Source organism: Candidatus Nitrososphaera sp. 86-2, from assembly GCF_056726185.1.
This window is the reverse complement of record NZ_JBWZON010000001.1, coordinates 1869426-1890418: the sequence shown is the minus strand read 5'-3', so window position 1 is coordinate 1890418 and position 20993 is coordinate 1869426. Positions and strand designations below refer to the sequence as shown.

Below are 20993 nucleotides of genomic sequence, written 5' to 3'. Positions count from 1 at the left end.
ATACCAATTGTATAGCGAGACATTCAACAAATAAGATGACCTGGATATTGAACAGGACGATATTTTTTCTTCCTAGGCAAACTTAAATTTCTTCAGATCTAGCGCGTCAGCCGGGAGAGCGAGACTACGGGGGAGGGAAGGAAGAATCTGAGCTCCGATGCGCAAGAGGGAGCAGACAAGGTTGCATCTGTAATCCTGAACCAGATGGAATCTATCTTTGGCGCGACTGTCTTTTATCCCCTGATAAAGGAGATCCAAGACCATTATGTCGGGGCCGAGATGACCGTTGCAGAGCTCCTAGCAGATAGGCCCGCCATTTTCGAGCAAGCATTCCTTGACATTATAGGGCCTAGGGCTGGTGGGAGCGTACTTGCATTTGTATGGAAGGCTACGCTCTATGAACTTAAGCTGTACCACTACTACTACTATCCGCCTGATGCTCCAAATTCTGAAACAGAAGGCTTGATACCAGCACCGCCACCGGAGCTAGATTATGCAAAGAAAGGTGATCTTGCCAAGTGCGTAAAAGCTGCGGCGGATAAAATCCTGTAGTCGTCATCGTCATCATAGAAGTGAAAATGGTATGAATCCATATTTTTTCTTTGCAAGCTCGAATTATATCCCTGTCGCTACCAACACTGCCCTTGTATACGGGGACGTGAAGCAAGCTCCAGATGGAAGACACCGCCACCGTTTTTGGTTAGACGGAAGGGCTGGACTGACTACCGTCTGACCCTGACTAACACTTCAACATTTGCCGAATATAAGATACGGTTCCAGTGTATAAATATGATGCGAAAAATTCCTATGGTAGCTTCATATTGAATATCGCTTGCGATTATGCCTTAACTCATTAAAATTATTACTTTATGAAAAAACGCTGATGTCCAAAAATAGAACCAACAAGACAACATTGCTATCTTTATGGGTAGCCAGTGCCGTAATAGCCTCTTTTGCGCTGGCGGTGCCATCAATGGCATTTGCCAGTAATTATGGAGAGAATGAGTACAAATCCTCTTCCTCCGGCGCCAGCGAGGGAACAGGGGCCTCTAACAATGGAGGCGACATCGTAGATACTCAGACGTATGAAAATACAAAGACAAAAACTACTACTACAGATATCCACAAGCAGATAACCAAGAAGGAGATTGTAGGGACAAAGACGACGATAACAACGAAGGTGGCAGAGGATGAAAACGGTGATACTGGAGATGATGCAATCGCCGCTGCAGAAGCAAATGGTAGCAGCACCGGTGGTGGTGACTGTGAGTGCACCACCACTGCGGCGAACGATGACAGTGAGCAGTCTGAAGACCATGGCGAAGACTCGGAGAGTGGAGAAGAGGAGGAGTACTAGCTAGCCTTACTTCGCCGGCTGATGCCGGCTCTCTCTCTTTTTATTTTCCAAACAATACTGTCTTGAGACAGGATCATTAAACTTGCAAAATTTGAATAAAGAAGGGACTAATCTATTGCTTATTATTCTCTATGCATCACAGAGAATTTGTCGCAATGATGCCGGCTCTCTCTCTCTCTCTCTTTGGAGGCGAGATGAATTTGTTTACTACTGCCCTTAGTCCATTCTTCCCTCAGGCCAGACAGGCATTAAAAATAGCAAGCCGAACAAACTGTTAGCTGGTTACTCAATCACAAGTTCTATCTGTGTATCCGACTAGTAGAGAAGGCGGCTTGGCAGGATTCGGGATTCTGTCTGTCTCTCTCTCTGGAAACGAGCGGGTGGCAGGAAAATGGCATTTGCCCCGCCTAAAGTTGCGATGCTTCTCAATCCAAGATTCATGGGCATTTCTTATGCAAGCGCGCGGTTGTCAAGGTACACACATATACAAAAGAAGAGCATACAGCGGCTGACGGCGCCATTGATAGACGACCGATATAACAAGCTCAGGAGAGATATTGGTAATGACTTTTCCCGTGATGACAAGGTTAACGGCGACCAGCACAACATCGATAGCAGCAAGAACGCTGAGCGTGTCAGTAGTAGTAGTGCTCACGCAAGCTCATCGGAAGCGGGTTCTACCCTGCGAGTAAAAGAGCTTTATTCATTTCGTTGTGGTAGTTGTGGATATAGAAATATTCACGACGTAAAGGTGCTCACATGTGGCTGTGGAAACCCGCTGCAGGGCAGGCAAGTATACCGCAAAGTTGGGGATACCGTAATTTACGACGCGCGAGAGCGAAGAGGAAGAGGAGCTGGCAGATAACTATATCCCATTATGAATACACAATGTCTTGAGGACTCGGAGGTGGGCGCCGTCTTTAGACTCTGATCGCCGATGGCTCCCGGGTGGTGAGGGAGCAATAATAATAATTATCATGGGGTGTGCGTATTGGGGAATGAGGAGGGGGCGTGTTTCCAGGAGGACGTCTTGCTTCTTTGCGAGAATTGATTATTTTCTTTCTTAAAGAAGAACCAATCCGGTAGAAAAGCGCATTGCATATGCAACATCTGCACGCACGCGGCATCCCCGCACCGGCTGACTAGATACGCGGAAAAATCTAGCCTGAGACGATGACGACGATGATATGGGTGCCTTGAGCATGTCGGGCTGAAGGTCAACAATGCTGTCGTGGCCTAGCCTGCAAGCAGGTTCTGGTTCCCTGTAAAATGAAGATTTGAAGTATAAATGCATGAAAAGTGCACTGTATGCATTGCCGAGCATAACAATAACCATCTCCGAGGAGGCGTACAAGGTGCTCAAAGCCGCAAAGAAGGATGATGATGAATCATTTTCGGATGTAATCCTCCGCATCTTTCCACGTGGCGAGCCGCACCGTATCCTAGCCTACCTCAAAGATCACAGGCCGTTGGATGAAGAGACGGCAGAAAGCATAATGGAAACCGGCAAGGAGCTGCGGCGCAATTTCAAAGCCTCCGTACCGGAGATCTGACTGCTTTGGTCTGCTTGGAGACCGATTGTCTCTAATAGATTTGGCCAAAAACGATGAGAAAGCCATCGCCAAGGTCGCCCAGCTTTCTGACAGTGGCGAGCTCTTGTTCACAACCATCATCAGCGTAGCCGAATACTATGCCGGTACATTCCGGTCGAAAACCAAAGGGGCCGTTGAAAGCGCACGCGACTACCTCAGACAGTTTTCAGTGCTGGTGGTGCTGGATGAGGATTCCGCGCTCCTGTGGGGTCGGCTTTACAGCGAACTCAAATCAAGCACCATCGGAGACCGCGACCTCTTTATTGCCTGGATTGCCCTTGCAATCAAGCAGACACTCGTAACAAGGAACAAGAAGCACTTTGAGCGAGTGCCGGGCTTGCAAGTGGAAGGGTGGTGGTAGTAGCATGTGTGGCTCCATCGGGAGAATCTGAACTTCGGTCAACTACTATCGGACAAGTCTGATAGTGATATACAAGTTCTATACCGTAGTAATAGTAGCACATTGCATACAGGTAATATGATTACCGAAAAGATGCAGGCAAGGCTAAGATAGGGTCACTTGGCTGAAAGGCTAGAGACTGGGGAGCAGGGACAACTGATTTGCTTTACCTGGGAACCAGAATGGCAAGCACCTCGTTGTGGAAGAACTGGATGGTCGAGGTCGGCCGGCCGAGGAGCATCGAGCCGGTGTGTGCCGCAGGACGAACTTGCTGGGCCCGTCCGGCTGGTTGTCCATAAAGTCCAGGAGGTCCGCGTAATCCACCTCCAAGACCGGGTGCAATCTGGTGAGCAGCTGCTCTATGGCTTCAAAGTACACCCGTTTGCCGCCACTTTGAAAGCCGCGTAAAAACATCCGGATTCCGGTGACAGTTGTTTCAGGTCCGTGTTCCCGGCTGGCTTCCACTGGTGGTCCTCATCTCCGGTCTATATGTCTCCCGTTCCACAATATGGAGAGCCGCGGATAATAAGGCTTGCCGGTGAAAAGCGGCTGCCGGTGAAAAGCGGCTGCCGGTGAAAAGCGGCTGCCGGTGAAAAGCGGCTGCCGGTGAAAAGCGGCTGCCGGTGAAAAGCGGCTGCCGGTGAAAAGCGGCTGCCGGTGTGTCAGATTCCGGTGACAAAAGCTGCTCCAAAACGCGTTTGAGCTCATAGGGGAAAGTACCCACCCCCCCCTCCGGGGAGGAATTGCGGCAATTGTCTGAAAAAAAATTTTTATACATACAGTACCCAATGATGGATGCCAGGCAATGGATTGCCTGTCATAGTGGATATGCCGGTGTTGTATGTATTGTTGTTGTATGTATGTATATGGATAGTCTGTATGGCCAACGGCGGAGGGGGGTGCCCTTTTTTGCCTTTGAGCTCAACGTTTCTTTAAAAAGAACAAGTGTTAAAACAAGCACGAAAAACCTTAAAGGTATAACCGGTTATACCTTGAGCGTATGCGAGGAAAACTTTACGCGTTTAGACCGAAAGGCGCCGAAGACCAGTGGTTTAGGCACGCATTGGGGATTATTGCAAAGGATGGTTACGGCGCGGTTAACCGGTTCATCTGTGAAGCGGTTAAGGAAAAATGGTACGATGAACACGGGGGCCGGGACCCGTACGCAGGCAAGCCAAAACGCGGGAAACACGACGAACCCACAAAGCACCTGGCCGTACCCCTGTCCTTTATGGAGCATGTCAGGTATGTCCAGGAGCGTAAGTGGGGCACGACAAACGCCGAAGCGCTCAGGATAATTTCAGATTATGCATGGGTTGGCATGTTATTTCAGCGGTACTCGCCCTCCGAGGTCGCCGCGTTTTCCGACTATATCTTCAACTGTGCCCTCGACCCGCAGGAGAAGGCCAGGTTCAGGGCGCGCTATCCAGCGATGGGTGAAGAGGAGTGGAGCATGTTGGCGCAGTGGGGCGTCATCCACCACAACCGGCGAACGGACCCGAACAGAACCCCGTCGCTTGACACGTTTACCGTCTAGGACAAGCCGGTCAAAAAACGGATTGACTTTTGAGCCGTCACACAGTAATCAGTGACCTTTCACTTTTTGTTGGCCTTACATCGACTCAGGCGGTAATGTACGAGTGTAGATGATGATGGTAATGGGGAATCCCCGTGCTGGCTAATTTGGCAGAAGTTCAGCATTGTTGCAGGAGTAAGAGCTCTTTCCTAGAACTTGTCCACATAAGAGAAGTCCTATGTGTCCGTGTTTCTGTGGTAACTCCGTTCGGTATATTGTCGATAGTTGCGTCGGACGACCCTGTCTGGCCCGGTCGAGTTGTTTTTGAAGTACGCCTGACCTGTGATTCTGTCCATCAACATGCTTAATACCAAGAAGTAGTACAACTTTACGACAGATAGCGAAGAAGTGCCTACGCTTCCACCTGTATGGATGCAGGTTCAAATGGGGATAAATCACTATTGCCGCCTCTGCAATGTCCCTATCGACAGGCGAAGTGTTCGTTGCCGCAGGTGCAATCCATATCGTATTGCCGCGATACGGTTTCCGTATACGAAGAGGCTTTCAAAAAGCTGCATCGACTGCGGATGCAGGAGGAGCCGGCAAAGCGCCCTTGGACGAGGGAGATGCCGTGGGTGCTACCTCCGATACCGACAACTGAACAAAAAGGAAAGGGCATTTCTCGGTGACTCTAGAAATTCGTACGTTTTTCCAAGCAGCCAGACAGATAGTGAGGTCACTACCGCAGGTGCAAGAAGAAAACGATCTCCAAATCGAATAAACAGTGGCAATTATTGCTATTATGACAAAAACGGCATCTGCCACACCGGCGCCGAGGACCTTCGGTCGGATCTTACAGTAGCCGCTGCATGGGCATGCCTGAGAAAATCCTGGAAGGGCTACAAGATTGCGTCTAGAAACATGGACTATGCGGAAAAGGTCAAATTCGCCAGTCGCATCGTTGACATGTGCAGGCTACTTGTACTGGAGGAACCAGAGTTTGCCGAACTAGAATCTTTACCTGCGGAAGAAGACGAAGAAGGGGAGAAAGGGTGCGAAGAGAAGGAAGAGGATGAGGATCCGTACGGCGAAAGCACAACTAGTGGATATCTCAAGGACACAGATATTGCGCATACTGACATCTCGCAAGAATGCGAGGCAGCGGCGGATGACGACTATTATTGTTGATGTATTTTGCGAGCAATCACATGCATCATCATCCTTGTGACGTGTGTGACCTTTGTGACGGCTGTTGCAGCGTCGTAAGAGAAACTACCCCAGGTGCATCTGTGTCCTGACACGCGGGGAAAAATACAATTCGCTGTACTTGCCAGAGAGAAATATTGAGGGAGATGAGAGAGGGTGTTTCGTAGCTACCGGTGTTTGGCAGTCTCTGATCTTCCCATCTCTCTACATGCATCTTCCGTTGCGCCGCCATTTCTTTCATTATCTGTTAACTGATGTTCTCTCGCCTATACTCTTGTACCGAAAAATTTAAAGCTTGGAATCTTCTAATAAAGAGCGTTAGATCATGAGTGGCTGAAAAACGAGATCTAGACAAAACAGTAACTGAAATCACAGCAGAGGCAAAGACAGCAGGTTTTGAACTCTTTTTTGCAAAAAGACGGCGAGAAGACTACAGCGCGCCCTTTTTTCAGTGGGATATCACAAAAGCTGGAGGCTGGCACGGCTTCCTTGACATTGCAAAACGACGCGGCGTATCATGCTTGGTGGCAAGGGTAAAGACGTTGACACAAAGCAACGTTGACGCGATCCGGGAACTGGTCGAAAGAGAACTGCAGCCTTCAAGTCCTGATGATGGGGAGGCTGAAGACAGTGTTTGTGATGGTGGGGGTGTTGTCGTTCCTGCTCCTGACATCGCTGGAGCAGAAAAAGCCGACGACAGCTACAGCAAAGTTGACAACTATGCAGTCAAACCAGAGGATTATAATGTTCGGGAACACGCAGATCAGCGCGGTCCGCTCTGCTCCTCGCGTGCTGCCGATGGCCATGATTCTGCTGGTGGGAAAGATGCAAAGAGGGGCGACGCTGGCAACAATGCTCCTGCCTCCGACAATGCGGAGGACCTCTGCGAATCTGATGCTGGAGAGACAGGAAAGGAGGCGGCCAAAGCAGTTTGCAACGCAATCTGTGAAGAGCTCGCCTCACATGTTGGCCGCGTTGGCAGGTACGAGTTTCTCTGGATGGCCGATGGCGCGACCTTTATTCTGACAGAGGTTTGCGACTGGTACAAGATTCTGGCAGAACTTCTCTCCTATGTAGACGATGATGATAGTAGTGACGATATTCGCGAGTCATCTTGGCGGTACTCTAGAGACGACGCCAAGAGGGCTGCAGTCCGGCGCTTTCTGTCGAGGTACCTAGCTGCAAACGAACTAGGGATCAAAAGGAACAATGAACTTGTAGTCCGCGACGGGAGCACCCGTAGAGCTATCCGAAGCTACAGGATAGGTAGAGGTAGCCGAGGCGGCAGTGGCGCTGACCTCAGAAAAGGCAGCATGCAATCTGGCCCCCTTGGTGTGCTGGAAAAGTGCACAAAGAAAGAACTTGTAAGAGACTTGGTGCAGTATGCCATATTGCAGTCAGGAGATGATGTCGGTGGAAAACGAATTCCTGGCTATCTGGGGAGATTGTTTTGGCAGCAAAAGGGGATAAGAAACAAAAACAATCTTCCCGATATGTGGCGTCGGCTAGTGCATGACGTAGAAAAAGTAGCTTGCGACCAACTAGAAGCCCTGCGCATAGAGAAGCAAAAAGCGATGATTCCTACCCTTGTCGTAGAATATTTTCAATGGTGCAAGGAAAATCGTGTATCTAAAACTGCAACTACGACGACCAGAACATTCTTGGAGGAAAGGCGCGTCAACCTGACAGATGGCAACAAGAGGTTGTTCCTCTTGCGTGTACGCGAACATGTCAAGAGAAAATGAATATTTCTTCGCATTTGTAGTAGCGGTCTGATTGCATTTTCTGTTGATCGTCAGCTTAAGACGCCTATTAGCTTAACAACGGATGGATAAAAGATATATCATGAATTCGTGCATGTTTGTCAATTAGGGATATCTTTTCGTCAGGAGACTCTATTCTTGGAGTCCTGGCAGATCTTTATACTATGAAGTGATGATAGGGTGGATGCACGAATATGGGTTTCTTTACCAGCTTTGCAATGTGAACTTCGAATTGTAGTTTACCTAATTAAAATGCATATAATATTTATATAATGGAAAGCGAGTACAAGCTCTCTGAGAACAAATTCCTAGATTTTCGATAGTAATTTGAACAATGTGCTTGGATATTGCTATAATTAAGATCATCCTGACACGGTTATGTCAAGTCTCTGAGGGGGAATGAACAAATTGTTCATTAGCCTTATATAGTCTGAATAGTTTACTCGCCTTACAATCGGTGCGTATAGCATGGATTATACATACGGTACGAAGAAGTACGGCGGAATCGCCATTTCAGCGCTACTAATTTTTGGCGCAGTAGCAGCTGTTCTAGTGGTCCCGCACGCTGCATATGCGGCAACTTCAATAACAGCAAGTTCTGACAAATTCTATGGACCTAACCTGTTAAGGGTGGTCATCACAGATACAGCAAAGAACACAGCCTCAGACACAATCATTGCACACGTGGATGTAAAGCGCGGATCGTCGGTGTTGGGTTCAAAGGATATGACTTTGAGCAACATTGGTAGCTCGGGCACGTTTGAGCTCTTTGTTACCACCTCAAATACCCTGAATCCAGCAGCTCCAACATTCACCGGTACGGGCGGAGCGTTCGTCCTAAGAGTTAACACCGGTCCGGCGACCGTTAACACCAATGATCAAACAATCACTACCGCGTCGAACTTGCAAGACGGGGACTCTGTAGTCGTTACCTATGGTGGTCAAACTCAGACAGTTCAATTTGCAAAGAGCAATGCAGTAGCGAGTGTTGACAGGAATACCGCGGGTAGTGGAAACAATGTAGTTCTCACCCTTACAGATACAGATGCAAACATTGACCCGACAAAGGTGGACATTTTCAATGCGACAGGCCTTGCAACGACATCAGCAGGCACACTCACACTGACAGGTGCAAAATTCAAGGAGACAGGACAGAATACCAATGCATTTGAACTGGTTATCGCGGTTGCAGCATCTGCTCCAACAGACGGTGCATCGCTAACAGCGACATTCCCTTCATCTGCCACACTGACAATTAACGACAAGGATGTTTACGTGGCAGGAAATGGTCCAGTTGCATTCAACACTGTAACTCCTGGAATAAGCAGCATCACCTCGTCAAAATCTGTGACGCTTCAGAACGTTGATGGTGTTATGACAACACTGATGCCGATAACCCTTGGTAATGGTATCCAGCTTCAGATCAATGACTCTGACAGAAACATTGATACCCAATCAAGAGACACCATTGCATCAAGCGCCCTCAATGTAACTGTTGCAGGCGTTACCGGAATTGTAAACGGCACATCCCTGAAGGAAACGACCTTTGGCTCTGGCCTATTCCTACCGGACACTACGGACAACAAGATTCCAATCTCTGCAGGAACATCTGACTCTATCACAGCGACAGGCATCACACTGACAAACGCGACCATCGCAGGCGATCCTGATATCACAATCAGCTACAAAGATCCAGCAGCTGATCCATCAGGCCAAAAGATATTCAAGCTGATAACCCATCTGACCCACACTGCAGGTACACTCACAGGTCCATCACAAGCGGGTGTAACTGACAAATTCAGCCTCACCATAACCGACCCTGACCTCAACAGCAACAGCAAGTCTGTCGATTCATTCATCGTTACCTTCCCGGCAAGCCAGAGCACTGGTAACCAAGTGTACTTTGGAAACGGTCTAGGCTCGATGACTTTGAAGGCAAAGGGCAACGCTCTGACACTCGGTAGCGCACTGACTATGACCTTCATAGAGACAGATATCAACAGCGGCGTATTCGTTGCGAACAACATCGACATGTCAATCATCAACAGTGCAGTATCAGGTGGCCTATCTGATGGTGATCAGATTGAATTCAAACTATCTGACAATTCAGAAGACCCAGTACAGACAAGCACAGCAACATTCAGCATCGGTAAGCCAACAGCTTCGATATCCATTAACAGAGGCACAATTCCGCTTCCAAGAGCACTATCTACAGATGGATCCAAATTTACAGTGACAATCGTTGATCCGACCCAGAACACCAATTCCAACAGCGTCGACACAATCTCAGTTGGATCTAACGCATGGACAATGACAAAGAAGGATGGTTCTACACAGATCAACCCAATCCTAATGACTGGTCTTGGAACAACGACCTTCACTGAAACAGGTCCAAACACAGGCGTCTTCACAGCGGACTATACTGTCAAAGCTGGAACAGAAACCAACATCAACATGGATAGCGCCAAGCTGAAGTTCACATACACATCTGGTGGCACAACATCCTCCGCATCCGTCACGGTGAGATCCTATGATGGTACAGTAACGTCAAACGTCTCTGCGCTTCAGAACGGTGGCAACCTGACGATAACCGTATCTGACCCAGACTTGAACAAGGATTCAGCCACTGCTGAACAGGCTTCTGTCACAGTCCAGGGCAAGAGCGATGACCAGACACTCGTTACCATAAGCGACCTCAAGGAAACAGGAGTAGACACCGGCGTCTTCACAAAGACAATCACTGTAGGAAAGGACTTCAAGATCTCTGACCTCACTGGCAACAAGTTCTCTACCTCCGTCGAAATCCACTACAATGATCTCATAGCAAGCGACCTGAGCACTGGCGTTGACAGAGAGTTTGACGGAACCGTCAAGACAAGCTCTGGCACAATCGCAGTCACTCCAACACTCGTCGGTCCGGGAACAAAGCTGTTCATCGAAGTGAAGGATCCAGACCTTAATGCCAACCCGCAAGGTATCGACACAACTCAAAGTGGAGTCGAATACATCAGAGTAACTTCTGACAGAAGCGGCGCCAACACAATGACCACTGCAGTAGGAGAGGAAACAGGTGCCAACACTGGAATATTCAGAACCAAGCTGACTCTGAGCCCGATCACTACAAACCCTGCACCATCACCACTCTTCCCACCAAATACCACAAAGGAAATAACTGGATTTGTATTGCCTGGAGACATCCTCTCTATCAGATACACTGATCAGAAGGACTCATCCGGCAGCAAGGCAACAGTAGCCCAAGTGATCAAGGTCATCAGCGCGGACCCAATCATGAACTCCAGTAAGACAACCGTTGACGCAAACGGCTCGACCCAAATCACTGTCACGGATCCAGATGCAAACACTGATGGAGATGCAGTCGATTCGGTTACGTTGAAGGTAACTTCAACCTCTGATCCAGTCGGAGTCTCTGTGACTGCGCTTGAGACAGGCCCCAACACCGGAGTGTTCACCGGAATGATTACGACAACAACTGGTGTGACCACGGGTTCAGTCTCTGCAAAGGTCGGAGATAACGTCATGGTGAAGTACACCGACAAGTACCCAGCTGACTATGCAGACAGAGTCAAGCAGGTCGTGGACCCGAGCAAGGACTTCACCTTCGTTGTTCCAGTCGGCATCGCATCAGGTGGAGACGTAAATGCAACAACAGCTGCAAACCCTGTACTGAAGGACTTCAGCGGCAAGGACATAACTGAGGTCACATCAGGCCAGCAGGTAGTGCTGTCGTCGACCGTCACCAACAACCAGGGCACAGTAAGGCCATTTGCCGCAATCGTTGAGGTAAGGAACGCTGACGGAGAAACCGTCTACCTCCAGTGGCAGCAAGGCACCCTGAACGCAAACGGCTCGACCAACATTGGATTGTCGTGGACTCCGGATGCATCTGGCACATACACGGCTAGGACATTCGTCGTCACCAACATCTCCAGTCCAGCAGCACTGTCAACAGTCTCCGAGTCGACCATAACCGTGAGTTAAGTAGGCTAGAGTAGCCTACTTACTCCTCCTTTTTGTTTTTAAAATGACAAATTATGTTCTTCCGTCAAGTTTTCTAATAATTATCACTCTGATCGTTGCTAACTTTATTGCGCCGACCCATGCCCAGGCCCAGAATCAGATCCAGGGCCCGCGCCTGATATTTCTTGTAAACCAAGACAGCTTTCTGCCCGGAGATATCCTCGTCGTATACGGCAAGAGCTTTCCAAACGACACTCTAGTCTTCAGGATCTTCGACCCCGCTGACAAGGCCGTCAGAATAGAGTCCGCAAAGGCAGATTCAAGCGGCTCGTTCACCGCGCAGATCTTTGCGTGGCCGCAGCCGTCAAAGAACTTTGTGTTCGGCCGCTACCTCATCGAGGCCGCCTCAACCATAGTTCCCACTTACAAGGAGACCCGAACGGTGTCCTTTTCGGACTCGCATTCAGTCGGGCCGCTTCAATCCCAGCCCGGCATCCTGTCGGTCAAGCTAGACTCGCCTACAGAAATATCGGTTGGCAAGACATTCCGGATATTCGTGCAGGTGACCTTTGATGGGGCGCTCGTAAACGTGGAGGATCCAAACCAGTTGCTATCGTCTTCGCACATCCATTCGGGCAACGACACGATAAACCTCGCCGGCAAGTTTGTCAAGCTCCATGAAGGCATCTATTACGCAGATGTCAGGCTTGACAAGGAGGGCACGTATATTATACATGCTATCGCCTTCTACAGGGGATTTCTCACCCACGACTCCAAGGTGATTTCAAGCGGGAGCAGCATCGGGGAGGTGCAGGAATCTGTCAATTCGCTCAAGGCAGAGCTTGACAAGACGAGTCACGAGCTTAACGCCACGCGAAGCGACTTGACACAGTCGGTGAATGATGCAAGGGCTGCCATAAAGAGCGACATTGAACAGGCAGGAAGCGCTGTGAACGAGCTGAGCCAGGCTTCCGGCCAGATAAACTCCATCATCCTGCCCATCCTGGCCCTCATCTCTGTGATAATCGCCCTTCAGATATCGCTTTTTGCGAGGATAAAAGCCTCATTCAAATAGGTACGATAAGAAAAGCTTGGAAATTTTTCAACGTCTAAATTAAACTCGTTTTTGTCCATTGCAAGTTCAGAAGCAAAAGCCATACATATATGCAAAAAGAAAAGAGGAAAAAGAAAGTGGGAAGCTGTTGTTGATTCCAGTTACTTCAGCTAGTCGCTTGCTCCTGCCATCAGACTGTCGATCAATTCATCTACTTCAGTTGTACTGTGTATCTGGCCGAATGTCTGGATTAACCATACCTTCTGGCCATCTGTGAGATCCTGCCAGTATGATATTGGACCATCATCTACGGTAACAACTGTATGCTGGTCGTCCGCAGTAAGGGTTTGTTCATCATGTGTGGCATGCGTTATTTCGAAGGTGAAGAGATAATCGACCGGATATGCGGCCATTAGGAAGTTGTTATTGTAGTTGTCCTCGTTGCTGTGCTCTGGCAGACTGGATGTGCCATTTTCTGCAAGATAGGTTCTGATAAAGTATGCTAGGTATTCATTGTATGCTGGTCTGTGGCTTGAGCCTTGCTGTGAGGTGTTATTATTTCCATTGTTGTTGTTATTGTTACTATCATTGTCATCTGTCCAACCATTTGAACCTCCACCGACTACATGGGAGAATGTCTTTGTAGAGTATCCGTTGTCGTGTATCATACCAAGCAATTCATCAAGATCATCCATGTCGCTTTCTGAAACATTGTTGGTGGCCACGCCATCATCATCTTTGACTGAAAAGTCCTGCGGGTGCAGCGTCACTACTGCATATCCGTACGATGATATCGAGTCTTCAATGCTTGCCATTATGTCTTGAACTTCTACCTTTTCATGCGGGAAGGTTCCATGGTCGTAGAAGCCTATGGTTTGTGGTAAGTGGTAGATGCCAAAGTCATCTTTGATGTCCGAGCCTGCAAATGCCTTGTAGATCTTGTTGTCAGGACTGTCGGGGTTGCCTGGGTTGTAAATTTGCGGTAGCTCCAAGTTAAACTGCGCGCTAATGACTTTCATGTCCAGGTCTTGAAGTGCTGCAAGTGTGTCTTCATTATATTCATGGTATGGTGGGATAAATGCACCAACGGAACTGACGCCAAAAAGCGAATTTAAGTTTCCGTTTGCACTGACCAAGTCGTTGTGCTGCTCTTCTGCCGACATGTCTGTGTACGAATCGTGGTTCTGACTGTGGTTGACTATCTCAAAGTTGCCGGAGTCAATTCCTCCTTTTACTTCATTTACTATGGCGTCATCTTCTCCGATGTAGTTCGTTATGACTCCGAGGTTGAGCTTTTCATGCTCATCGATGAATTTTTCCATCACGGCCACTTGTACGTTACTTAGCCAGTAATCCTGGACGTCGTCAAGCCTAAATATGACGCAGTTGCACGCTCCAGGTTCGCTGTTGCTGTTGTTTTGTTGCTCTGCATACGCCGACCGCGGGGCAGAAACTAGGATGCCAAGAACTAGCACCAAAGCCGCAGACAGCGCCAAGACGGTTTTGGCGCTTATCTTTCCCTTGATGCCGACTCCTTTTCTCTTCCTACTCCTACTATCGTCGGTCGGCAGGTAAGATGTATACATGTAAAAATTACGGTAGAAATTTCTATATACGAATCACGACCGTTTATTAGCTAATCTTTGTAGGGTTTTAATACACACTAGCCTGTGACATGGCAATTTCGGTCAGTAATCAGCAGATATCGGCCTAGCTGACTCTGTGTGGAAATCTTGAAGCCAAAGAAAATGAAGGATTTAGCGTATTTCTGGCGCAACATTGACGAAAGGCAGCATTAAAAGAGGACCTAAGGACGGCAATAGAAACTTTTGATCAGCTTAAGAGCACGTCTATCCAGATACGCTCCATGTCCCTGCGTAGACTGACGTTAATTTCTTTGTTATTCTCGCTCTAGCTCTCACTCTTTGTCTGCATATGCTTTCCTTCAGCTAATGAAAGGTGAGTGGGCCTGCCCACGTTTCCCGTTGATGTTGCCAGAATAGGCATGATCTGTTGTTGGTATATCATTTCTGTTGTCCCAACGTCGGCTCTTATCGGTTTCCTAGTCGATGTAGAAATCGCTATATTTGTTACAGTAGCAGAGCTAGAAAAGCCTAAATCTATCCTTACTATAGAAAGCCATAAGAGAAGTATGCTTACGCAAAAAGCGTCAGCCTGTGCCATTGCACAGAAATATTATACCATAATTGGCGGCCTAGATGGGAACAAATTGTCAATCGAGTCCTTTTGGCTGAACGTGGACAAGGAGGACTAGGTGTATATGCCCTGCGAGTTTTCTTTGGCCCATTATGAGGAAGTCCTAGAGAAAATAAAAGACAGGGCAGGGACAGCGACCGAACGCATGGACATTGTCTTGGCGCATGATATTGACATATTCCCTGATTACGCCTTGCAGATGGCAAGGCTGGAAAACAAGCACGGCATAAAGGCAACCTACTATGTCTTGCTTCATTCTGAATGGTATAACGCCTTGTCGCCTGAGAATATGGCGGTATGGAAGGAAATAGGCGAGCTGGGCCATGAACTTGCCCTGCATTACGATGGCAACTATGATCTGGACCTTCAGACAATCCACGCTGCCTTTTGTGCGATGCTCAAGACTATGAGCGTAAACATTTCGCAGCATCTCGTGGGGATAACGCCTGACATCCACATTCCGGCAACCCTGCAAGACAGGGCGGCCCTCGTCAAACAGCATAGCTACAAATACATCGCTGATAGTGGCGGATGGTGGAGAAATGGCTGCATATGTACGCACACCGATGAGCGCCTGCTCTTTGTCTGCCACCCTGTATGGTGGATCAAAACCGAAAACCCATTTGACAAGGTCAGGGTCGATGCTTACTCGGTAATTGATAGGGCGAGAAACTTTTGGGTGGAAATGGTAAATGAGCACAGAAAACAAAAACAACAAAAAACAGTTCCCGTCGCAACAAGAAGCGCATAGCTATCTCAGGACGCTGCCACGGCCCAAGCCCTACATTCATCCTACGGCTATAATTGAAAATGCCGTCCTTGGCAAAGACGTGACAATAGCCGCTTATGCCGTGATAGGCAAGGAGGGCTTTGGTTTTGATCCTGAAAGTAACTATACTAAACGCTGGCCCCACATCGGCAATGTCATCATTGGCGAGAATGCAGAAATCGGCGCAAACACCTGCATCGACCGGGGGACCTTGGGCAGCACCATCATTGGCGAGAATACAAAAATCGACAACCTCGTACATGTGGGCCATAACGCGAACATCGGCAAGAACTGCGTCATCGTGGCCGGCTCTGTGATAGGCGGCTCTTCTGTGATAGGCGATGGCGTCTTTATCGGTATGGGCGTAAAAATCCGCGATCATGTGACCATAGGGGACAAAGCTTTCCTCTGCATGGGGGCCGTGGTGACAAAGGATGTATCAGCAGGGACAAAGGTCCGATAGCAACAGCCAAAAACAGTCGTATTATGCGATTGTTTTTGGAAGGGACGGCAACAAGTCTATAGGAAAAGTCCTGGATAGCCTGCTGGCGCAGACGGTCATGCCGGCAAAGATAATGGTAATAGACGATGGCTCGACCGATGGGATGTATCAAACGGTGCTGAAGTATGAGCAGAGATACCCTGAACTGATACGAGTCCAGCAGACGCACAACACGACACGCGACTATACACGGATACCATTGCTCTGGAATATGGGAATCTTGCAAGGCTATGATTACCATGTCATTGTCCCCAGCGATGCGTCCTTTGTTCCCAATTACGCCGAGAGGATACTGCAAGAGTTTGCCAACAATCCTGACCTTGTGATATGCTCCGGTGACTGGGGGCCGATGAACGCCAAGGCCCCGCACGGAGGCGGGCGCTTTGTCAAGCAGTCTTTCTTTTTCAAGCACTATCCTGGCGGCTATCTGCGCATCTTGGGCTATGAAAGCGAGATTCTAGAGAGGGCAATGATGGTAAAGCAGCAGGGAAGTATCAAGATACTGAACGACCTTGAGCTATTCCATCATGACGCGCTGGGCCACAGCCACAACTTTAAGGAGTTTGGTTACGGGATGAGATGTCTTGGCTATTATCCTCCCTACGCAATAGCTAGGATAGGGTGGGACTTTTTGACAAACAAGACGGTGGGCAGAAAAGGAGCGCTGAACATACTGCGCTACTACCTTTTTTTCAAGCCTGCCAAGGCAGGCTATTACTCCAAGTTCCCGGAGGACATACGCAGACAAGTCAGCACGCGCCAAAAAAAGATGATTAAAAAACGACTGAAAAGAATCTTTTGAATAACGCGTTTCCGGACATCCGGGATAGCATATGGTAGCAAGCAATCTGTCCTGAATAAGTTTATACCAATCCAGTTACTCTTAACGAAGGTTGACACTGGGCAATCTTGCAGGTAAAGCGTTAAGAAAGATAGGGGCGATACCACCAAAGTATCAGGCGCCAAAAAGTGACGGTAATGGACGCTTTCTCATCCAGGGCAGCTGGATGTATGTCGATGACAAGGATTCGCTGAACCTCACAAAATACGGAATATATGAGCCGGACTCCACAGCTTTTATCAAAAAACTCGTCAAGCCAGAATTTGAGGTCCAGACATTGGCGCAAATATCGGCTATTTCACGCTGATAATAGGAAAAGAGGCGAGGAAGGTTTACGCATTTGAGCCAGAACCAAGAAATTTTCAGACACTTGTTAAAAACATTGAGGGCAACAACCTGCAGAACAACATCAAGCCGATTCATGCTGCCGTAGCGGAAAAAAGCGGCACTAGCACGTTACACACATGCGACACCAACAGAGGAATGCATCGCCTCTATCAATCACAATGGTGTAATGAAGGAACGGTAGCGGTCAGTACCGTAAGCATCGATGATAGTATTCAGAGTAAAATCGATTTTATCGAGATGGACATTGAAGGTGCAGAGCTGGGAGCGCTAAAGGGGATGAAAAGGCTGCTAGAACAATATCATCCAATGCTCCTCATGGAGCTCCACCCACCAAGCATTATAGAGTATGGTGCAAAGCCAAAAGATGTCTACGACTTTGTGCAGTCGCTTGGTTATCAAATTTCGGTTCCTGATGCTGGCCAGATATCATTTGAAGAGTTGGAAAAGCTAGCAGTGACAAAAGTTGGGACAAATATTCTATGTCAGTGATTGACGAATAAGTCTCTGCGTGTTTTGGCTGTTTTGTTCGCGGTTTAACATAAATATCCAGGATAATTATGAACAAAAATAGCGATTGTACGAAAAAATAGCACATATTGGCAATGTGGCAGGCATCGGCTCGGTATTGGCAAAGTACCAAGGTGGCACGCCTGCCTATTGTTTTGATGAAGGTACATATCGGCAATTTGGCGGTAAATTCATCGACTGGAATGGCGGCAACAAATTCAGCCGCATAGTAACAAAAAAGCGATTTCTGAAGGAACTGAAGAATTATGACGTATGGCATTACCATTACCCTTATCCCGGCTTGAAAGAAACGCTGCAAGAATCAAAAGGTGACAGAAAATATCTCAAGCATTATCATGGTGATGACCTCCGTGGAAAACATGAAGATGATTTCTGCGTGGTATCCACGCCCGATTTGCTGCAATTCGCTCCGAATGGTGTCTGGCTTCCTTCGCCTATAGATCTTCAAGAAATATCAAGCATAAAAGTAACAGAGAATAACGACAAGGTCCGAATAGCCCATTACCCACATTACAAACATTATCAGAGCACAGATTATTACAGTGCTGTATTAGACTCCTTTGGAGATAATGTCGAGGTGGTAAGAATATTTGGCAAGCCTCATCGAGAAGCACTGGAGATAATCGCAACTTGCGATATAGTGATAGGAAAAATTATGCCGCAGATGGGATGGTTCAGTCTTTTTGAGCTTGAAGGTATGGCTTTAGGCAAGCCTGTTACCGCGTATGTTTCAGACGAGCTCTACGAAAAATATCGTCCACCGGTACACCGCGTGACTGCCGAAACATTTGCCGATGACTTGAAAAGTCTCGTGGATGATGCACAAGAGAGAAAAAGGTTAGGTCAGGCAGGAAAGGCGTATGTCGAACAAAATCACGATGCCCGGAAAATTGTAGAAGCCGTTGCCGGATACTACAACAAGGTTTAGCCCATTACCAGGCCTTGACCTTGGTGATAATGCGCTCGCATCTGCTACATGCAAATTCCGTAACCTGTTTATCACGAGAAGTAGTGACAGACTTTTGGACAGATACACCACCACACACACTTAAATTTGGCTTTTTAAACATGGAAGACGGATAGAAAGAGACCGGTAAAAGAGATCAGATTCAGAGAAATGGTGTAACAAAGGCTACCGCGTTTCCCCTACTCCTCCTAACATAGTCATTTTTCTTCAAAATCCATGGTCCACCCACTCCAGACTCATGCCTTGAAATCCTAAAGATTAAAAGTGGCCTGCCACGCTCTCTGCGTGTACGGAAACATGGTGAGCGACAGCCAAATCAAGGAGCTGGTCAAAAAGGCGCGCGAAGGAGCAGGCAAGCGCAACTTTAGCCAGTCTGCCGAATTGACACTTGTACTGAAGGATATCGACGTAAAGAAGGGTTTCAACCTCAACGAGACAGTCGTCCTGCCGCACAAGCCTAGCAGGCAGCCAACAATATGCGTAATTGCCGCCGGCGAGATGGGCATGAGGGCCAAGAAAGCAGGAGTAGAGAGCGTGATGGAGCCAGGTGAACTTGACCGGCTTGGCACCAACAAGCGCGAAGCTCGAAAAATAGTGAGGGCGCACGACTTTTTCCTGTCCGACACAGGCCAAATGGCAGCGGTCGGCCGTTCCCTGGGCCAGTTCCTTGGTCCAAAGGGCAAGATGCCTACACCCCTTCCCTATGGCGCGCCGGTCGAGACAATCGCCACACGCTTTAGGGGCTCGGTTCGCGTCAAGGCCAAGAACCAACTCAACGCATCGACCAAGATAGGCGACGAAAAGCTTTCCGACGACCAACTTGCAGAGAATGCACACGCCATCATTGCAGCAGTCGAGAAAAAGCTGCCGCAGGGTGACAAGAACATCAAAAACGTCATGATCAAGTTCACGATGGGCAAGGGAGCAAAGCTTTCGGCGCTCAAGGCCGCAGAGAAAAAGAAGGAGGAAGAACAATAAGCAATGTCCGCCGCAACAGCGACAACAGCTAAACCCGTAATCCCGCGCAAGAGCTATCCAAAGAAAAAGCGCGTAATGTATCAAGAATTGCAGGAGCTGCCGAAGTCTTACAACGTGATAGCGCTGTCAAAGATGCACAAGGTGCGCGCTTCGCAGCTCATGCTCATCCGCAAAAAGTTCCGAAACGACATCAGGATAAGGATAATCAAGAACAAGGTCGCCCAGCGCGCCTTTGAGGGCGTCAAGGGTGTGGCCGGCATTGAGAGCCTGAGCAAGGAGCTCGAAGGCCAGTGCGCGCTCATGTTCACTAACATCAGCCCGTTCAAGCTCAACCTCGCGTTCTCTCAGAACAAGATCTTCCTCGCAGCCAAGGGAGGCGACATCGCCACAAAAGAGATCGTGATCCCTGCCGGCAACACCGGCATTGCGCCAGGCCCGGTGCTCTCAGAGTTCAAGGTCGCCAACGTGCAGACCAAGATAGATCAGGGCACCATCTGGGTGAACAAGGACACGGTGGTGGCCAAGCCTGGCGACGTGATATCGATGCAACTTGCCTCCCTCATGAGCAAGCTCAACATCAAGCCGATAGAGGCTGGCATCGCCGTCAACTTTGCCATCGCCGAGGGCCTGCTGTTCAAGGAGGCAGACCTGCGCATCAATCTGGCAGAATACAGAGATGAGCTGGTCAGGTCATTCCAGCAGGCACTTGCGCTTGCGACAGAGGTCGGCTATGTGACGCCAGAGACTGTCAAGCCGATGTTGGTCAAGGCGCAACAGCACGCAAGGTCCCTTGCAGCCGAATCTGGCTACCTCACCAAGGACACTGCGGATATCGTCCTACCAAGGGCGCAGTCCAAGGCGCAGGCTGTAGCCAACGAGGCCAAGAAAAAGGGCTATACCGCGCAGTAAAATCCCTCGGGCTTTTTATGCCCGCCAATTTCTTTATCATCTTGCTATTTTTATTGTATGATTTGCAC

19 protein-coding genes are annotated in these 20993 nt (G+C 48.6%); 18 read left to right on the top strand and 1 reads right to left on the bottom strand.

Features of this window, described 5'->3' with window-relative positions; genetic code table 11:
• Positions 1 to 147 precede the first annotated feature (147 nt).
• The 10 genes from ACYOR7_RS11305 (at position 148) to ACYOR7_RS11260 (ending at position 12887) form a co-directional block, all read left to right on the top strand.
• Positions 148 to 552, top strand: coding sequence for a hypothetical protein (locus ACYOR7_RS11305; protein ID WP_479914474.1), 405 nt, complete (start codon positions 148 to 150; stop codon positions 550 to 552).
• A 331-nt stretch (positions 553 to 883) separates the two neighbouring features.
• Complete coding sequence (locus ACYOR7_RS11300; RefSeq protein ID WP_479914000.1) at positions 884 to 1357, top strand: hypothetical protein; 474 nt, start codon at positions 884 to 886, stop codon at positions 1355 to 1357.
• A 391-nt stretch (positions 1358 to 1748) separates the two neighbouring features.
• Positions 1749 to 2222 carry a hypothetical protein gene (locus tag ACYOR7_RS11295; RefSeq protein WP_479913999.1) on the top strand — a complete coding sequence of 158 codons (474 nt, stop codon included), beginning with the start codon at positions 1749 to 1751 and terminating at the stop codon, positions 2220 to 2222.
• 427 nt (positions 2223 to 2649) lie between these two features.
• Positions 2650 to 2910, top strand: a complete 261-nt coding sequence (locus ACYOR7_RS11290) for an antitoxin VapB family protein (protein WP_479913998.1) — start codon at positions 2650 to 2652, stop codon at positions 2908 to 2910.
• Between the two features lie 40 nt (positions 2911 to 2950).
• Positions 2951 to 3310, top strand: a complete 360-nt coding sequence (locus ACYOR7_RS11285; protein WP_479913997.1) for a type II toxin-antitoxin system VapC family toxin — start codon at positions 2951 to 2953, stop codon at positions 3308 to 3310.
• Positions 3311 to 4580: 1270 nt separating this feature from the next.
• The gene (locus ACYOR7_RS11280; RefSeq protein ID WP_479913996.1) at positions 4581 to 4886 is read left to right on the top strand and encodes a hypothetical protein; all 306 of its coding nucleotides are present in this window, start codon (positions 4581 to 4583) and stop codon (positions 4884 to 4886) included.
• 900 nt (positions 4887 to 5786) lie between these two features.
• Positions 5787 to 6053 carry a hypothetical protein gene (locus tag ACYOR7_RS11275; RefSeq protein WP_479913995.1) on the top strand — a complete coding sequence of 89 codons (267 nt, stop codon included), beginning with the start codon at positions 5787 to 5789 and terminating at the stop codon, positions 6051 to 6053.
• Between the two features lie 347 nt (positions 6054 to 6400).
• Positions 6401 to 7816: a hypothetical protein gene (locus ACYOR7_RS11270; RefSeq protein WP_479913994.1), complete on the top strand. Its 1416-nt coding sequence runs from the start codon at positions 6401 to 6403 to the stop codon at positions 7814 to 7816.
• Between the two features lie 1086 nt (positions 7817 to 8902).
• Positions 8903 to 11833 carry a beta strand repeat-containing protein gene (locus ACYOR7_RS11265; RefSeq protein ID WP_479913993.1) on the top strand — a complete coding sequence of 977 codons (2931 nt, stop codon included), beginning with the start codon at positions 8903 to 8905 and terminating at the stop codon, positions 11831 to 11833.
• A gap of 43 nt (positions 11834 to 11876) precedes the next feature.
• Complete coding sequence (locus ACYOR7_RS11260) at positions 11877 to 12887, top strand: hypothetical protein (RefSeq protein WP_479913992.1); 1011 nt, start codon at positions 11877 to 11879, stop codon at positions 12885 to 12887.
• Positions 12888 to 13036: 149 nt separating this feature from the next.
• Here the strand turns inward: ACYOR7_RS11260 and ACYOR7_RS11255 are convergent, their stop codons facing one another.
• Positions 13037 to 14452, bottom strand: coding sequence for a polysaccharide deacetylase family protein (locus ACYOR7_RS11255; RefSeq protein WP_479913991.1), 1416 nt, complete (start codon positions 14450 to 14452; stop codon positions 13037 to 13039).
• 695 nt (positions 14453 to 15147) lie between these two features.
• Between ACYOR7_RS11255 and ACYOR7_RS11250 the strand changes: the two genes are divergently transcribed.
• The 8 genes from ACYOR7_RS11250 (at position 15148) to ACYOR7_RS11215 (ending at position 20925) form a co-directional block, all read left to right on the top strand.
• Positions 15148 to 15834 carry a hypothetical protein gene (locus tag ACYOR7_RS11250; RefSeq protein WP_479913990.1) on the top strand — a complete coding sequence of 229 codons (687 nt, stop codon included), beginning with the start codon at positions 15148 to 15150 and terminating at the stop codon, positions 15832 to 15834.
• Positions 15776 to 16315, top strand: a complete 540-nt coding sequence (locus ACYOR7_RS11245; protein ID WP_479913989.1) for a DapH/DapD/GlmU-related protein — start codon at positions 15776 to 15778, stop codon at positions 16313 to 16315. Before ACYOR7_RS11250 ends, ACYOR7_RS11245 begins: the two co-directional genes overlap by 59 nt.
• Entirely contained in the window at positions 16287 to 17156 is an 870-nt protein-coding gene (locus ACYOR7_RS11240) for a glycosyltransferase family A protein (RefSeq protein ID WP_479913988.1), read from the top strand. The genes ACYOR7_RS11245 and ACYOR7_RS11240 overlap by 29 nt, the downstream gene beginning before the upstream one ends.
• 91 nt (positions 17157 to 17247) lie before the next feature.
• Positions 17248 to 17502 carry a hypothetical protein gene (locus ACYOR7_RS11235; protein WP_479913987.1) on the top strand — a complete coding sequence of 85 codons (255 nt, stop codon included), beginning with the start codon at positions 17248 to 17250 and terminating at the stop codon, positions 17500 to 17502.
• Positions 17472 to 18032, top strand: a complete 561-nt coding sequence (locus tag ACYOR7_RS11230) for an FkbM family methyltransferase (RefSeq protein ID WP_479914473.1) — start codon at positions 17472 to 17474, stop codon at positions 18030 to 18032. Before ACYOR7_RS11235 ends, ACYOR7_RS11230 begins: the two co-directional genes overlap by 31 nt.
• An 85-nt stretch (positions 18033 to 18117) precedes the next feature.
• The gene (locus ACYOR7_RS11225) at positions 18118 to 18999 is read left to right on the top strand and encodes a hypothetical protein (protein ID WP_479913986.1); all 882 of its coding nucleotides are present in this window, start codon (positions 18118 to 18120) and stop codon (positions 18997 to 18999) included.
• Between the two features lie 336 nt (positions 19000 to 19335).
• Positions 19336 to 20016, top strand: coding sequence for a 50S ribosomal protein L1 (locus tag ACYOR7_RS11220; protein WP_479913985.1), 681 nt, complete (start codon positions 19336 to 19338; stop codon positions 20014 to 20016).
• Positions 20017 to 20019: 3 nt separating this feature from the next.
• Entirely contained in the window at positions 20020 to 20925 is a 906-nt protein-coding gene (locus ACYOR7_RS11215) for a 50S ribosomal protein L10 (RefSeq protein ID WP_479913984.1), read from the top strand.
• Positions 20926 to 20993: the final 68 nt, after the last annotated feature.

Coding starts and splice junctions, on each gene's coding strand:
- ACYOR7_RS11260 (WP_479913992.1), top strand. CDS start 11,877: ATGACAAATTATGTTCTTCCGTCAAGTTTTCTAATAATTATCACTCTG.
- ACYOR7_RS11245 (WP_479913989.1), top strand. CDS start 15,776: ATGAGCACAGAAAACAAAAACAACAAAAAACAGTTCCCGTCGCAACAA.
- ACYOR7_RS11290 (WP_479913998.1), top strand. CDS start 2,650: ATGAAAAGTGCACTGTATGCATTGCCGAGCATAACAATAACCATCTCC.
- ACYOR7_RS11255 (WP_479913991.1), bottom strand. CDS start 14,452: ATGTATACATCTTACCTGCCGACCGACGATAGTAGGAGTAGGAAGAGA.
- ACYOR7_RS11275 (WP_479913995.1), top strand. CDS start 5,787: ATGGACTATGCGGAAAAGGTCAAATTCGCCAGTCGCATCGTTGACATG.
- ACYOR7_RS11240 (WP_479913988.1), top strand. CDS start 16,287: ATGTATCAGCAGGGACAAAGGTCCGATAGCAACAGCCAAAAACAGTCG.
- ACYOR7_RS11300 (WP_479914000.1), top strand. CDS start 884: ATGTCCAAAAATAGAACCAACAAGACAACATTGCTATCTTTATGGGTA.
- ACYOR7_RS11280 (WP_479913996.1), top strand. CDS start 4,581: ATGGAGCATGTCAGGTATGTCCAGGAGCGTAAGTGGGGCACGACAAAC.
- ACYOR7_RS11295 (WP_479913999.1), top strand. CDS start 1,749: ATGGCATTTGCCCCGCCTAAAGTTGCGATGCTTCTCAATCCAAGATTC.
- ACYOR7_RS11215 (WP_479913984.1), top strand. CDS start 20,020: ATGTCCGCCGCAACAGCGACAACAGCTAAACCCGTAATCCCGCGCAAG.
- ACYOR7_RS11250 (WP_479913990.1), top strand. CDS start 15,148: ATGCCCTGCGAGTTTTCTTTGGCCCATTATGAGGAAGTCCTAGAGAAA.
- ACYOR7_RS11220 (WP_479913985.1), top strand. CDS start 19,336: ATGGTGAGCGACAGCCAAATCAAGGAGCTGGTCAAAAAGGCGCGCGAA.